Origin of the sequence: Halomonas sp. McD50-4 (assembly GCF_022348135.1) — a bacterium.
GTDB lineage: Bacteria > Pseudomonadota > Gammaproteobacteria > Pseudomonadales > Halomonadaceae > Vreelandella > Vreelandella piezotolerans.
Map to the genome: position 1 here is coordinate 356,224 of NZ_JAKRFG010000002.1, position 14,546 is coordinate 370,769.

The following is a 14,546-nucleotide window of genomic DNA, read 5'->3' on the forward strand; positions in this document are numbered from 1 at the left end:
ACACGATGGGGGCTCGATGCTTCGAGTGCTTCACTCCTTGATCACACCAAGCGGGTAAAGGCGGCCGCCCAGCGCATCGTCGATGCGTTGAAGAACCAGCGGGCTGCGCAACCGTCGGTCGCCGTCCAACATGGCAATCTCCTCTCGGGTCAGCCAGTGAGTCGCGACGATGGCCGGGTCGATAGCAGAGCTAACGTACTGGCTGGGCGTGGCAACGAAACCGTGACTATGGAAGGTCGTACCGGCAGGCGTATGAAATACGTACAGCCCCAGATAGCCGGTCAAAGCGATCTGCCAAGCGGTCTCTTCCATGACTTCACGGTGAACGGCTGCCATCGGCCCTTCCCCGTGCTCGACGTGTCCGGCAGGCTGATTGAACAGCGTGTGTGGGCCACCTTTATTCTCTTCCACCATTAGAAAACGCCCCTGCTGCTCGATCACACAGGCAACGGTGCTGTGAATGATGGGGCGGGCAACGTCCGTTTGGACAACGCCGCTCATTTGCGTCTTCCTCTTGGTTTTGCACTGCTTTTCGAGCCGCGTTTGGCGCCCCTTTCAGCGTCCTTGTAGGTGTTGAGTGGTTTGTGTTGTCCGCTGCGCGGCTTGGTCGCTTGGGTCGTCCGTGGCGCGTGTAGCGTCTCTTTGCGCCACTGGCCGGGTGCGAGATCGCCCAGTTGCCAGGGGCCAATCGCGGCACGTATCAGGCGCAGAGTGGGAAAGCCAACGTGGGCGGTCATGCGGCGCACTTGGCGATTGCGCCCCTCGCTAATGGTGAGTTCCAACCAGCTGGTCACGGGATGGCGTTTGGGATCGATGGCCGGGGCGCGCTCAGCCACGTCAGGGGGCGACATACGCCGAGCTTTGGCGGGCAAAGTGGGCCCATCTTTCAAGGTAACGCCGGATACGAGTGCGCGAATGGCCTCGTCGGTAATGTGACCTTCGAGCTGCACCCAGTAGGTTTTTGGCTGTTTGTGACGGGGGTGGGCGATACGGTGGATCAGGTTGCCATCATCACTCAGCAAGAGCAGTCCTTCCGAGTCGTAATCGAGGCGTCCGGCCGCATAAACACCCGGCGCATCGAGCACGTCGGCCAGCGTAGAGCGGCCTTGGCTGTCGGTGAACTGGGAGAGCATGCGGTAGGGTTTGTGCAGTAGATATAGGGTGCTCATCGTCTCTCGAACTGTCTTGCAGACTGTAGGCAGAGGATTTGTCGACAATCGCTCATGCGGTTAAAGTGCAGCGCTGGTATAATCTGGCCCGGCTGTTGGAGTTTGAAAGGGCCGAAAGCAGAACGGTGCTTGCCGCGCCGTCGCCGTTACCGCAGTAACCACCGAGTGACCAGTAGTACCACCGACTGACTAAAGGGGCAGCGCATACAGGATGCTCCACACGCTTCGCGGCATGGCCAATCGTTGTAATGGGCCGCGTAGCTCAGGATTTTATAATCACAGCGACCGAAAAAGAGGTTAACGCAAAAATGTCTAAAACGCCGAAGATCATTTATACGCTCACCGATGAAGCTCCTGCGCTCGCTACCTACTCTCTGTTACCCATCATTGATGCTTTTACCGACTCTGCCGGTGTCGAAGTAGAGACCCGCGACATTTCGCTGGCTGCCCGTGTGCTGGCACAGTTTCCCGACATTCTGAACGACGAGCAGCGCGTCAGCGACGACTTGGCTGAGCTGGGTCAGCTGGCGAAGACGCCGGAAGCCAATATCATCAAGCTGCCTAACATCAGCGCCTCTGGCCCCCAGCTCAAAGCGACCATCAAAGAGTTACAGAGTCAGGGTTATCCGCTGCCGGCGTATCCGGAAGAGCCTAAGAACGATGAAGAGGCCTCCATCAAAGCGCGCTATGACAAAGCCAAAGGCAGTGCGGTAAACCCGGTGCTGCGTGAGGGTAATTCTGACCGTCGTGCGCCGAAATCGGTCAAGAACTACGCGCGTAAATACCCGCACCGTATGGGCGAGTGGAGCGCTGACTCCAAGTCTCATGTCGCGCACATGAGCGAAGGCGATTTCTACGGCAGCGAGCAGTCAGCGGTCATGGAAAAAGCGGGCACGCTGAAGATCGCGCTGCAGCAAGCCGATGGCACCCAGGTAGTGCTAAAAGAGGGGCTTGCGGTACAGGCGGGTGAAGTGATCGATGCGGCGTGCATGAGCAGCCGTCGTCTGCGTAGCTTCATCGACAGCCAGATCAACGATGCTAAAGAGAGCGGCGTGCTGTTTTCGCTGCACCTGAAAGCTACCATGATGAAGGTCTCCGACCCGATCATGTTCGGCATCGTAGTTGAAGAGTTCTACAAAGAGGTGCTGGAGAAGCACGCTGACGCACTGAAGAGCGCGGGCTTCAACGCCAACAGCGGTATCGGCGACCTGTACAGCGCCATCGAGAAGCTGCCCAGCGACCAGCAAGACGCCATCAAAGGCGATGTCGAGGCGCTGTATCAAACACGCCCGGCCATGGCGATGGTGAATTCCCACAAAGGCATCACCAACCTCCACGTGCCCAGCGACGTGATCATCGACGCCTCCATGCCGGCGATGATTCGTGATTCCGGCAAGATGTGGAATGCCAACGATGAGTTGCAGGATGCCAAAGCGGTCATCCCGGATCGTTGCTACGCCACCATCTATCAAGCCGTCATCGAAGACTGCAAGCAGAACGGTGCGTTCGATCCGACCACGATGGGTAGCGTTCCTAACGTGGGCCTCATGGCGCAGAAAGCCGAAGAGTACGGCTCCCATGATAAAACCTTCCAAATGCCCGCCGACGGTACCGTCGTGGTGACCGACGACTCGGGCGAAACGCTATTCAGCCACACGGTAGAAGCGGGCGACATTTGGCGGATGTGCCAAACCAAAGATGCGCCGATTCAAGACTGGGTGAAGCTGGCGGTCACTCGTGCCCGCGACAGCGGTGCTCCAGCGCTGTTCTGGCTCGACGCCAACCGTGCCCATGACGCCCAACTGATCAAGAAGGTCGAAACGTACCTGAAAGACCACGACACGTCCGGCCTGGATATCCGTATACTAGCGCCCGTCGACGCGATGAAACTCTCCCTGGAACGCATTCGCAAGGGTGAAGACACCATCTCCGTCACCGGTAACGTGCTGCGCGACTATCTCACCGACCTGTTCCCGATCATGGAGCTCGGCACTAGCGCCAAGATGCTTTCCATCGTGCCGCTGATGAACGGCGGTGGTCTGTTCGAAACCGGCGCTGGCGGCTCGGCACCGAAGCACGTTCAGCAGTTCCTGGAAGAGAACCATCTGCGCTGGGATTCGCTGGGTGAGTTCCTGGCGCTGGCAGCGTCGCTCGAACACCTAGGCAGCACCTTCGGTAATGCCCGCGCGACGCTGTTGGCAAAAGCGCTGGATGAAGCCAATGGCAAATTCCTCGACAGCAACAAGTCGCCATCGCGTAAAGTCGGCGAGCTGGATAACCGTGGCAGCCACTTTTACCTGGCCCTCTACTGGGCAGAAGCATTGGCAGCTCAGGATCAGGATGGCGATATGAAAACGCTGTTCGCCCGTTTGGCCGAAGCGCTCAAAGCCAACGAAGCCGCGATCGTTGACGAACTCAATAGCGTTCAAGGTCAGCCGGTCGATATTCAAGGCTACTTCCACCCGAACGGTGAACTGGCCAGCCAAGCCATGCGTCCAAGCAAGACGCTAAACGACGCCCTGGCAATGGTTGCCAAAGGCTAAATCGCCTGGTGACAGTCGCACCCTGTGTGCGGCTCGCCCCCTGCCTGCTTAGCAGGCAGGGGTTTTTTGTTTTGCCCAGTGTGATAATTTCGAGTTTTTCGTGAACCCTTGTTGATGGCGTGCGTCTTATACAGCAGATTATAGTGTGTACAACCGAGGCTGCTCTCAGCATCCTCCCTAGAACTGCTTGTCAGACACCGTCCGTCAGCCTAGAGATGATCCTTGCAGCTTATGCGTATTACAGAAAGCCCAATCGTGGTAGCGACGCTACAGGCAGGCATGACGCGTCCAGGCATGCCCGAGCACGATGATGACTTAGCGGTGCAGTCGGCCGAGCCCGCGCTGGCACAGCCGCCTTTATATAAAGTGGTGTTGCACAACGACGACTATACCCCCATGGAGTTTGTCGTCGAAGTGCTGCAGGGTTTTTTCAATATGGATAGCGAAAAAGCCGTACAGGTCATGCTGGCCGTACACACTCAGGGAAAAGCCACGTGCGGCATTTTTACCCGGGATATTGCTGAAACAAAGAGCTATCAAGTGAATGAGTACGCCCGTGAGTGCGAGCACCCATTAATGAGCGATATCGAAGCGGCCGATTGACCCCGTTGACGTAACCTGCGTTGAAAAAAAGTAGCGCAGGGGCTTGCAACCATGCCATTTGTACCCGATGTTGAAAGTGCCGGTCGATTAAACTGATCCGACGCAAGCCCTAGGTGGCGATATGCCCTAGGTAGTAGCGAAAAGGGGACTGCCATGCTGAGCAAAGAACTTGAACTGACCCTGAACACGGCCTTCACCGTGGCTCGCTCGAAGCGCCACGAGTTTATGACCGTCGAGCATCTGCTTCTGGCGCTGCTAGACAATGCTTCTGCGGTGGATGTGCTGAAGGCGTGCGGGGCAAACCTCGACAAGCTGCGGTCCGATCTGCAGGATTTCATCAATTCGACCACACCGCTGATCCCCGAGGGGCAGGGTGACCGTGAAACACAGCCAACGCTGGGCTTCCAACGCGTGCTTCAGCGTGCGGTATTCCATGTTCAATCGTCTGGCAAGAGTGAAGTAACAGGCGCTAACGTGCTAGTAGCGATCTTCTCTGAGCAAGAGAGTCAGGCAGTCTATTTCTTGAAGCAACAGAGCGTGGCACGGGTCGATGCAGTAAATTACATTGCTCACGGCATCTCGAAAGTGTCTGGTCATGGCCCTTCACCCTCTCCCTCTTCTCAAGAGAACGACGATGCAGAAGAGGGCAGTGCCGAAGGTGCCGCTCACCCGCTGACGGGCTATGCCACCAACCTGAACGAGCAGGCGCGCCAGGGTAAAATCGACCCGCTAATTGGTCGTGATCACGAGCTCGAGCGTGTCGTGCAAATCCTGGCCCGTCGTCGTAAGAACAACCCCCTGCTGGTGGGTGAGGCGGGCGTGGGCAAAACCGCCATTGCTGAAGGCCTGGCCAAACGCATCGTCGAAGAAGACGTGCCCGAAGTGATCGCCGATGCGGTGGTCTACTCATTGGACATGGGCGCACTATTGGCAGGCACCAAATACCGTGGCGATTTCGAAAAGCGCCTCAAGAGCTTGCTGAGCGAGCTGCGCAAACAGCCCAATGCCATCTTGTTCATCGATGAGATTCACACGGTCATTGGCGCGGGCGCTGCCTCGGGCGGCGTAATGGACGCCTCCAATCTGTTGAAACCGCTGCTCTCTTCAGGTGAGCTGCGCTGCATTGGTTCGACCACGTTCCAGGAGTTCCGCGGAATTTTCGAGAAAGACCGCGCCTTGGCACGCCGCTTCCAAAAGGTCGACGTGCTGGCACCGTCCGTTGAGGACACCATCAAGATTCTCAAAGGGCTGCGTTCGCGCTTCGAAGAGCACCACGAACTGAAATACACCGACGGTGCGTTGGAAAGTGCGGCCCGATTGGCGGATCGCTACATCAACGATCGATTCCTGCCCGATAAAGCGATCGACGTGATCGACGAAGCGGGTGCGCATCAGCGGATGCTACCCCCTGAGGTACGCGCTACGACGATCGACGTGGAGCAGGTGGAAGCCGTGGTGGCCTCCATTGCGCGCATTCCGCCGAAGAGCGTCTCGAGTTCGGATCGTAAACAGCTCGAGAAGTTGGACCGCGACCTGAAAATGTTGGTGTTTGGTCAAGACGAAGCGATCGATTCACTGTCGGCGGCCATCAAGCTCTCCCGTGCGGGCCTGAAATCTCCCGATAAGCCCGTGGGCAGTTTCCTGTTCGCAGGCCCGACTGGGGTCGGTAAAACGGAAGTAGCCAAGCAACTGGCGCATATCATGGGCATCGAGCTGGTGCGTTTCGATATGTCGGAGTACATGGAGCGTCACACCGTGTCGCGTTTGATCGGTGCGCCTCCAGGCTATGTGGGGTATGACCAGGGTGGGCTACTGACCGAGGCCGTCACCAAACAGCCGCACTGCGTGCTGCTTCTCGACGAAATCGAAAAAGCGCATCCAGAAGTCTTCAATCTGCTATTGCAGGTCATGGATCACGGTCGTTTGACGGACAACAACGGCCGCGAGGCAGACTTCCGCCATGTGATTTTGATCATGACCTCGAACGCTGGGGCGGAGCAGGCGTCGCGTCGCTCTATCGGTTTCCAGAGCCAGGATCACTCGACGGATGCGATGGAAGTGATTCGTCGGACCTTCTCGCCGGAATTCCGTAACCGCCTGGACGGCATCATTCAATTCCATGCGCTGCCCACGACGGTAGTGCGCAACGTGGTCGACAAGTTCCTGATCGAGCTTCAAGCGCAACTAGACGAGAAGCGCGTGCAGCTGGATGTAGACGACGTCGCCCGAGATTGGCTAGCAGAGAAAGGCTACGACCCGGATATGGGGGCAAGGCCGATGGCTCGCTTGATCCAAGAGAAGCTCAAGAAGCCACTCGCAGAGATGATTCTGTTTGGAGAGCTGGCCGAGCACGGTGGTATCGTACATGTTAGCCTGGAGGAGGGAGAGCTTCATCTTTCGACAGAGTCGGAAATGGCAGATGCGCCCTGAAAAGGGCGCTAAGATGACCGACAAGCAGTAATGCATATTCGCTAGCACGCACAGCGCCCTGTCTTCGACGGGGCGTTGTCGTTTCCAGGGAGCGGCGCCGTCGTTACGCGGTGCTACTAATAGCCGTGGGACGCGATCTGTGAGCAGACGTTGCTTGAGGGCACACTCAAGGCTTAGCGCGAGCGATAAACGATACGGCCTTTGGACAAGTCGTAGGGCGTTAGTTCTACCTTGACCTTGTCGCCAGTCAGAATGCGGATGTAGTTTTTACGCATTTTGCCAGAGATGTGAGCGGTCACGACATGGCCGTTTTCAAGCTCAACCCGGAACATGGTATTGGGAAGGGTGTCAACGATCACGCCTTCCATTTCAATATGATCTTCGCGTGCCATATAGGCAGATCCTCACTTTTAGATATCGTGGATAGTCGAATGAGTGTTTCCGACGGCGTTGGCACAGACCTGCACGCCTAAGAAACAGCGCTATATTGTGCCGTAAGCCTGCCGTCAAGGCAAAAAAGCTGCTCAGATTAGCGAATTAAGGGGCGCCAGTGGCGACCATCGAGCAGCTCGATAGGCGAAAACGCCTGCTTGTATCGCATTTTTCGGCACTCCTCGATCCAGTAGCCAAGGTAAAGGTGGGGAAGCCGTTTCTCTTGGCAAAGCTCGATTAGCTTTAAAATGGCAAACGTGCCCAAGGATCGTTTCTCTAACGCATCATCCACTTTGAAAAACGTATAGATGGCCGATAGTCCATGTTCGAGCTGGTCGAACGCTGCCACGGCCACCAGTTCGTCGTCGAGATACATTTCCAGCAAATGGGCGTAAGGTTCTTCCAGCGTCAAAAAGGTGCGATATTGGTCGCGGCTGGGTGGGAACATATCGCCGTCAGCGTGTCGCTGTCGAATGTAGTCAGCGTAGAGCGCGTAGTGCGAAGCATCGAAGCGCGCTGGGATGACACGCGTTTCGATATCGGCATTGCGCCGCCAGACTTTTCGCTGGGTGCGGTTGGCGCTAAAGTGATCCACCGGAATCCGCACCGATCGACAAGCGTTGCATCCCTCGCAGTGGGGGCGGTATAAGTGGCGCCCGCTGCGTCGGAAACCCAGCAGCGACAGTGAGTCGTACACCCCTGGCACGGGTGACTCCTGGGGGGCAAGAAACAGCGTAGTAGCCTCTTTGCCTGGCAAGTAGCTGCAGGCATGAGGAACGGTTAGGAAGAAGCGCAAATCCCGCACGGGTCGGCGAGGAGCGTTACTACTCACGGCTTGCCTCCTTGATCATGAACGGCGGTCACTGTGCTGTTGCGTTTGAAGCAATGGCTGCAAGCCACGGAGATTCTGGCACCTGGGGCGCTTGAGTCTCAGTGCTGGATAAGCAAAACGCCTTTTCTGGCAGCCACTTCTCAAGATAGTTGATGAACGTTCGCCGGGCGACCGTTGTTGCGCCGAGGCTGGCCAGATGCGGTGTATGCACCTGGCAGTCGATGAGCTTGCCGCCGTAAGTGTGCATGGCGCTTGCCAAGTGGGCGAGGGCAATTTTAGAGGCGTCTGGCTGGCGTGAAAACATCGACTCGCCGAAAAATACCGGCCCCATCGCCAAGCCATAGAGTCCGCCTACCAGCTGGCCCCCATGGTGGACCTCGACACTGTGGGCAATGCCCAATGCATGCAGCCTCTGGTAAGCGTCGCGCATGGAAGGATTGATCCAGGTGCCCAGCTCGTCTTTACGTGGCGCAGCGCACGCTTCGATTACCTGGGCAAAGTGTTGATTCAGCGTCACGCTAAAGCCACCATGTCGCAGCCGTTTAGCAAGGCTGCGGCGTCGTTTAAACTGTTCAGGCAGCAGTATCATGCGTGGATCTGGGCTCCACCATAAAATGGGGTCATCGTCGCTATACCAAGGAAATATCCCTTTTCGGTAAGCGTCTACCAGCCAGGCTGGTGTAAGCTCTCCACCGGCAGCCAACAGGCCGTTAGGGTTCTCCAACGCCTGTTCGGTAGAAGGAAAAGTGGGGTGTGGCGATGAGAGCCAAGGTAGCATCGCTTGCTCCTGTTGCTAGTGGCGTCCGTCGAAGCGCTGTGACGGCGGAAGGATGCTCGGTATGATGCAAACTCGCAAGTGGATTAAAGACACCGTGTGGTGTAAAGGGAGAATCGCTTGAAAGTAAATAAGGCGGTAGACAAGCGAACGCAGCGGCAGTCGCGTCAGTCACCATCGAGTTCTCAATCATCGGCGCGGGTCAATGCCGCGAAGGATAAGGCGCGCCGCGTTGGTCTGCGCTTGCAAGGCTCTGCCCGTGAAGGGGTGGTGGTCGTCATGCTGGCGCTCTGCGTCTTCTTGCTGTTGGCCCTGTTTAGTTACCATCCTGCCGACCCAGGCTGGTCGTACCAAGGCCCCGAAACCGAGGTTCGCAACTGGATGGGGCCCGTGGGTGCTTGGCTGGCCGATGTGCTCTATTCACTGCTGGGTGCAAGTGCCCTATGGTGGCCGGGTATGTTTGGTTACGCCGCCTGGTGGCTGATGCGCTCTCGCCAGGTACGCTTCGAGCTAGACCCAGTGGCCATCGCCGTACGTGCGGGCGGGCTAGTGCTGCTGATGTTCGGCACGACCATGTTGGGGGCACTGCACTTTTACCATCCCGATAGCATTTTGCCCTATGCCTCTGGCGGTATATTGGGAGAGGGGCTGGTGGGCACCTTAAAACCGCTCGTCAGTAGTGGCGGAGTAGGGTTGATCGCTGCAGCGCTCATTCTCATTGGTTTCCCGCTGTTTAGCGGTATGTCTTGGCTGCAAGTGGCCGATGAAGTCGGTCGTAAACTTTGTCGTATCGGCGGTTGGTTTGGCGAGCGCCGTGCCAAGCGGCGTGAAAAGCGTGCCGAACGGGCCGCGGTGCGCGCAGCGGCCAAGGCAGCGTCCAAGAAAGTGAAGCAGCGCTCCTGGGCTGAGCCGAGTGACACGAGTACCGATCCCGTCGATGACGAAGTGGCGACGACTACGCCTCGGGCCAGTGAAGCAATTGAGCCTCCCGTGCGTCCTACCGTCAGTGAGCGCTCACCTGTCGGTCGTCGCGAGCGCCGTGAGCCGAGCTTCTCGGCACCCGCAGAGGATGAGGCGTCGTCGGTCACCGATACGTCGATTCCCTGGGAAGCGGCCGCTGTGCTGAGCGAGCGTCATGCACCGGCCCCTCCCGCGGCTGCCGCATCTCAAGACCCCGAGTTGGAGACATCGCCTTCTCCGAAGATGACGCCAGAGAAAGACGCGCCTGAAGAGCCGATCATGCCGCTCTCCGCGCACGCTCCGGAGGACGTCCAAGAGCCTGCTCCGGAGCCAGAACCTGAGCCGACACCCTCTATTACCGATACAGAGGTACCGCTCGAAGCGCTTGAGACATCCTCGCCAAACGCGCATGCGTTTGCGACCAAGCCCGTGGATGAGCCAGAGCCTGCCGTGCGTCAGGAAGATAGTGAGTACTCACCTTTGAGCGCTGGCGAAGAGCAAACGAGCGAGGACGTTGCCCCGACCGTGCCGCTACGCGCGTTACGCAATGAGCCAGAAGAGACCTCGGAATCCATTGCGCCCGTTGAGCTGGCTCGCCGTTCAGAGCCAGCACCAGAACCAGAGGCAGCACCCGCCCCCGCTCCTACGACGCTGCGCAGTGACGAAAGCGATCCCGCTTATCGGCCTACGCCCATGTCTGCGGAGTCGCGCCGTGAGCGCGTACCCGAGGTGGTGCCCGAGCCGGTGTGGGGTGACGATGATGATGAGCAACCGATCAAGCCCGCCATCCAGGCGCCAGCCAGTGCGCGCCATGAACCTACGTTCTCGACCGAGTCGGTCGAAGAAGAGTCAGACAATGGGCCAACGCTCTGGACCGTCGAGCATCTTCAGAGCCAGCGTCCGACGTTTGAAACGCTTCCAGAGCCCGAGGGCGAGGTGCCCAGCCTGCAGCTGCTAACACCGCCGGAGCCGCATCAGCCGAACTACACGGATGAGCAGCTGGCCGATATGGCGGAACTCCTGGAAGTCAGGTTACGTGAATACGGTGTAAAAGCTGAAGTGGTCGATACGTGGCCGGGGCCGGTCATTACACGTTTCGAGATCAAGCCTGCTGCCGGGGTGAAGGTTTCCAAAATCAGCAACCTGGCCAAAGACCTTGCTCGTTCGCTGATGGTCAAGAGCGTGCGTGTGGTCGAGGTCATCCCTGGTCGGCCCACGGTGGGTATCGAAATTCCCAACCCGCATCGCGCAATGATTCGTTTGCGTGAAGTGATCGATTCGGACCGCTACCAGCAGGAGAATTCACCGCTGACGATGGCGCTTGGCCAAGATATTGGCGGTGGTCCGGTAGTGGCGAATTTGGGCAAAATGCCCCACCTGTTGGTGGCCGGTACGACCGGTTCGGGTAAGTCGGTGGGGGTCAACGCCATGCTGATCTCCATGCTGCTCAAGGCTACACCCGATGAACTCAAGCTGATCATGGTCGATCCCAAGATGCTGGAACTGTCGGTGTATGACGGCATACCGCATTTGCTGGCGCCTGTCGTCACCGATATGAAGGAAGCGGCCAATAGCTTGCGTTGGTGTGTGGCTGAAATGGAGCGCCGTTACAAGCTGATGGCCGCCATGGGCGTGCGTAACATCGCCGGGTTTAACGCGCGCCTCGATGAAGCCGAACGTGCCGGTGCCCAGGTGGCCGACCCGCTATGGGAGCCCCAGCCCTGGGAAATGCATCAAACGCCTCCAGTGCTGGAAAAGCTGCCCTATATCGTAGTGGTCATCGATGAGTTTGCCGATATGTTCATGATCGTCGGCAAAAAGGTCGAAGAGCTGATCGCGCGGCTGGCGCAGAAAGCGCGGGCTGCCGGTATCCATCTGATTCTGGCTACTCAGCGCCCGTCGGTGGATGTGGTGACCGGCCTGATCAAGGCGAACATTCCGTCACGGATGGCGTTCCAGGTCTCCTCGCGGATCGATTCGCGCACCATTCTCGACCAGGGCGGTGCCGAAAGCCTGTTGGGTCATGGCGATATGCTCTACTTGCCCGCGGGCTCCGGTCCACCGAATCGTGTCCATGGTGCCTTCGTGGACGACGATGAAGTCCACCGGGTGGTCGATGACTGGAAGCGTCGAGGCGAGCCGGAGTACATCGAAGAGATTCTTTCCGGCGGCGTATCTGCCGATGCGCTAACCGGGCTAGAAGCGGAAGGCGTCGATGGCGATGATGCCGAACAGGACGCGCTCTATGACGAAGCGGTGCAGTTCGTTACTGAAACGCGAAAAGCGTCGATTTCTGCCGTACAGCGGCGCTTCAAGATCGGTTATAACCGGGCCGCACGTCTGGTCGAGGCCATGGAAGGGGCCGGGGTGGTCTCCTCCATGGGTACCAACGGTGCCCGCGAGGTGCTGGCGCCGCCGCCGGTGGGCCATTAACACGTCAACCATGCAATAAGCGTGAAAGTCGCGCCGCCGGTGAAACCCTGCGGCGCGTTTCGCGTCTGAGGGGCATAGGGAGCTTTTTACGCTCTTTGCCTCGTCCGCTATTCGGCAATGAATGCCTAGGGAGAAAGAACATGCGCGAACCCTCTAACCGCCGTTCACCGGCATTGGCACTGGCCGCCAGTGCGCTGGGATTGACTTTTGCTGCCCCTATGACTGCCTGGGCCAATGAGGCGGCAGAGCGGCTCACCGAGCGCTTGGATCCGTTGGAAAACTACCACGCCACCTTCGAGCAGCAGATTCTCGATGGCAGCGGTGATCGTTTGCAGAGCGCACGTGGGGAAATGTGGCTGTCGCGGCCCGGCATGCTGCGCTGGGAAGTCGAGGCGCCTTATTCGCAAACCGTGGTCTCCGATGGTGAGGAGGTGTATCTCTACGACCCTGACCTGGAGCAGGTCACGGTACAGGCGATGGATGACCGTGTGACCCATACGCCCGCGCTGTTGTTATCAGGCAGCGCCGATGAATTGACGGCAAGTTACGATGTGTTCTACGAGCAGCAGGATGGCGACGATGTCTTTACCTTGATGCCGACGCTGGCCGATACGCTGTTCGAGGAGCTCAGCATGGTCTTCGACGGCGATACTCTCACCGAGCTCTGGATGATGGACAGTACCGGTCAGCGCACTGCCATCACCTTTAGCGGCATCACTCGCAATGGCACTATCGACCGCGATCTGTTCGATTTCCAGATCCCCGAAGGTACGGACGTGATTCGCGAAGAGATGTAGAGGGTGAATCAGTAGATTACGATCGGGCGCTCTAAGGCGCCCGATCTGCTTCTTGGTCGCGCTCTTCCCGCCACGCCATGATTTCCCCGAACCGTTTCTCCTGGCCAAACGGGCTCGGCTCATAGAAGCGTGTTTTGGGCACGTCTTCTGGCCAGCAGTCGTGGTCGCTGCCTGCTGGATATCCGTTTGGCTCGTTGTGAGCGTAGCGATAGCCTTCACCATGGCCGAGCTGCTCCATGAGCTTGGTTGGTGCGTTACGTAGGTAAGTGGGCACTTCCACCTGAGGCTGCTGCTGAACGAACTGCTGGGCGCTCTTCCAGGCGCGGTCTATACGGTTACTTTTTGGAGCGACAGCCAAATGGATCGCGGCATGAGCAATCGCGCGCTGGCCCTCGTAATCGCCCAATCGCAAATAGGCATCCCAGGCAGCAATCACTAGCGGTAGCGCGCGAGGGTCGGCATTGCCGACGTCCTCCGAAGCGATGGCGGTCAAACGTCTTACTATATCCAGCGGGTCGCCGCCGCCTTGGATGAAGCGCGCCATGTAGAGGAGCGCGGCATCGGGACGAGAGGAGCGAATCGATTTGTGAATCGCCGAAAGCAGGTCGTAATACGCATCGCCCTGTTTATCGAACGCGCTGGTGTGATGACCCACCACGTCCGCCAGTACTGCCTGACGTAACACCTCACGACCACTCTGTTGTTCTGTGAAATCGCAGGCGGTTTCCAGTAGCCCCAAGGCTCGCCGAGCATCGCCGGCACTGGCGTGAGCCAACGCGTCCAATACACCGGTCTCTACCTCGATGGCACGCTTGCCAAGTCCCCGCTCGGTATCGGCAAGCGCTTGCTCCATGACCTCGACCAGCTCTTGCTGGGTCAATGACTTCAGGACATACACGCGTGCTCGGGAGAGCAGGGCCGAGTTGACTTCGAAAGAGGGGTTTTCGGTGGTAGCGCCGATCAGCGTCAAAAGACCAGACTCCACGTGGGGCAGCAGCGCATCCTGCTGGCTCTTGTTCAGGCGGTGGATCTCATCTAGAAAGAGAAGCGTTGGCGCGGTGCGCTGGCGAGCGCGCTCTACGACCGTTCGTATCTCTTTGACGCCAGCCATCACTGCACTCAGGTGCTCGAGCTGCGCGTTGGATGCACGTGCTAGGAGCTCAGCAAGCGTGGTCTTACCAACGCCGGGTGGTCCCCATAAAATCATCGAGCGCACCACGCCTGATTCGGCCATGCGACGTAGAGGTTTGTCAGGCCCGACGAGTGCTTGTTGACCGATATAGTCGTCCAGGGTCAACGGGCGCATACGATAGGCCAGCGGCGCGTCGTCACCCGGGGTTGCGTCAAAAAGATCCATATAAACTTCCGTTGTAAATCGAGACGTTGAACAACCAACGCTTAACAAGTGTCTGTGGTAAAAGAGGTTACGTCAGACTACCTTTTGGCATGACCGTAAAGAAGCGCCCATGTTATTGAATATCGCGGAGGCGCAGGACAAGGATTAACGCTAGTGTAGTAGAACCCAGCTCATGATCGCGTGCTGACTGCAGTAGAAAGCAGCCAGCATGACAC

11 protein-coding genes are annotated in these 14,546 nt (G+C 58.1%); 5 read left to right on the forward strand and 6 right to left on the reverse strand.

Annotated features, from left to right (window positions below):
- Positions 1–30: 30 nt before the first annotated feature.
- A complete protein-coding gene (locus tag MHM85_RS04275) occupies positions 31–501 on the reverse strand; it encodes an NUDIX hydrolase (protein WP_153842328.1) in 471 nt (156 codons plus the stop codon).
- Positions 498–1,169, reverse strand: a complete 672-nt coding sequence (locus tag MHM85_RS04280; RefSeq protein ID WP_153842329.1) for a pseudouridine synthase — start codon at positions 1,167–1,169, stop codon at positions 498–500. Before MHM85_RS04280 ends, MHM85_RS04275 begins: the two co-directional genes overlap by 4 nt.
- Positions 1,170–1,477: 308 nt before the next feature.
- Between MHM85_RS04280 and MHM85_RS04285 the strand changes: the two genes are divergently transcribed.
- From MHM85_RS04285 to clpA, 3 genes are all read left to right on the forward strand, one after another.
- Positions 1,478–3,712: an NADP-dependent isocitrate dehydrogenase gene (locus tag MHM85_RS04285; RefSeq protein WP_139525472.1), complete on the forward strand. Its 2,235-nt coding sequence runs from the start codon at positions 1,478–1,480 to the stop codon at positions 3,710–3,712.
- A gap of 294 nt (positions 3,713–4,006) precedes the next feature.
- Positions 4,007–4,315, forward strand: a complete 309-nt coding sequence (clpS, locus tag MHM85_RS04290) for an ATP-dependent Clp protease adapter ClpS (RefSeq protein ID WP_044627932.1) — start codon at positions 4,007–4,009, stop codon at positions 4,313–4,315.
- Between the two features lie 153 nt (positions 4,316–4,468).
- The gene (clpA, locus tag MHM85_RS04295; protein WP_139525473.1) at positions 4,469–6,745 is read left to right on the forward strand and encodes an ATP-dependent Clp protease ATP-binding subunit ClpA; all 2,277 of its coding nucleotides are present in this window, start codon (positions 4,469–4,471) and stop codon (positions 6,743–6,745) included.
- Between the two features lie 173 nt (positions 6,746–6,918).
- On the opposite strand, the gene infA is transcribed toward clpA, so the two are convergent.
- The 3 genes from infA to aat form a co-directional block, all read right to left on the reverse strand.
- Positions 6,919–7,137 (reverse strand): translation initiation factor IF-1, encoded by a 219-nt coding sequence (gene infA, locus MHM85_RS04300; protein ID WP_007111068.1) that lies wholly within the window; start codon positions 7,135–7,137, stop codon positions 6,919–6,921.
- A gap of 137 nt (positions 7,138–7,274) precedes the next feature.
- Positions 7,275–8,009: an arginyltransferase gene (locus tag MHM85_RS04305; protein WP_239285126.1), complete on the reverse strand. Its 735-nt coding sequence runs from the start codon at positions 8,007–8,009 to the stop codon at positions 7,275–7,277.
- Between the two features lie 28 nt (positions 8,010–8,037).
- On the reverse strand, positions 8,038–8,787 hold the full coding sequence (gene aat / locus MHM85_RS04310) for a leucyl/phenylalanyl-tRNA--protein transferase (RefSeq protein WP_153842330.1): 750 nt from the start codon (positions 8,785–8,787) through the stop codon (positions 8,038–8,040).
- Between the two features lie 117 nt (positions 8,788–8,904).
- On the opposite strand from aat, the gene MHM85_RS04315 reads away from it, so the two are divergent.
- Both MHM85_RS04315 and lolA read left to right on the forward strand, forming a co-directional pair.
- Complete coding sequence (locus MHM85_RS04315) at positions 8,905–12,177, forward strand: DNA translocase FtsK (RefSeq protein ID WP_153842331.1); 3,273 nt, start codon at positions 8,905–8,907, stop codon at positions 12,175–12,177.
- A gap of 140 nt (positions 12,178–12,317) precedes the next feature.
- The gene (gene lolA / locus MHM85_RS04320) at positions 12,318–12,974 is read left to right on the forward strand and encodes an outer membrane lipoprotein chaperone LolA (RefSeq protein ID WP_139525477.1); all 657 of its coding nucleotides are present in this window, start codon (positions 12,318–12,320) and stop codon (positions 12,972–12,974) included.
- Positions 12,975–13,005: 31 nt separating this feature from the next.
- Here lolA and MHM85_RS04325 read toward each other — a convergent pair whose 3' ends face one another.
- Positions 13,006–14,331, reverse strand: coding sequence for a replication-associated recombination protein A (locus MHM85_RS04325; RefSeq protein ID WP_153842332.1), 1,326 nt, complete (start codon positions 14,329–14,331; stop codon positions 13,006–13,008).
- Positions 14,332–14,546: the final 215 nt, after the last annotated feature.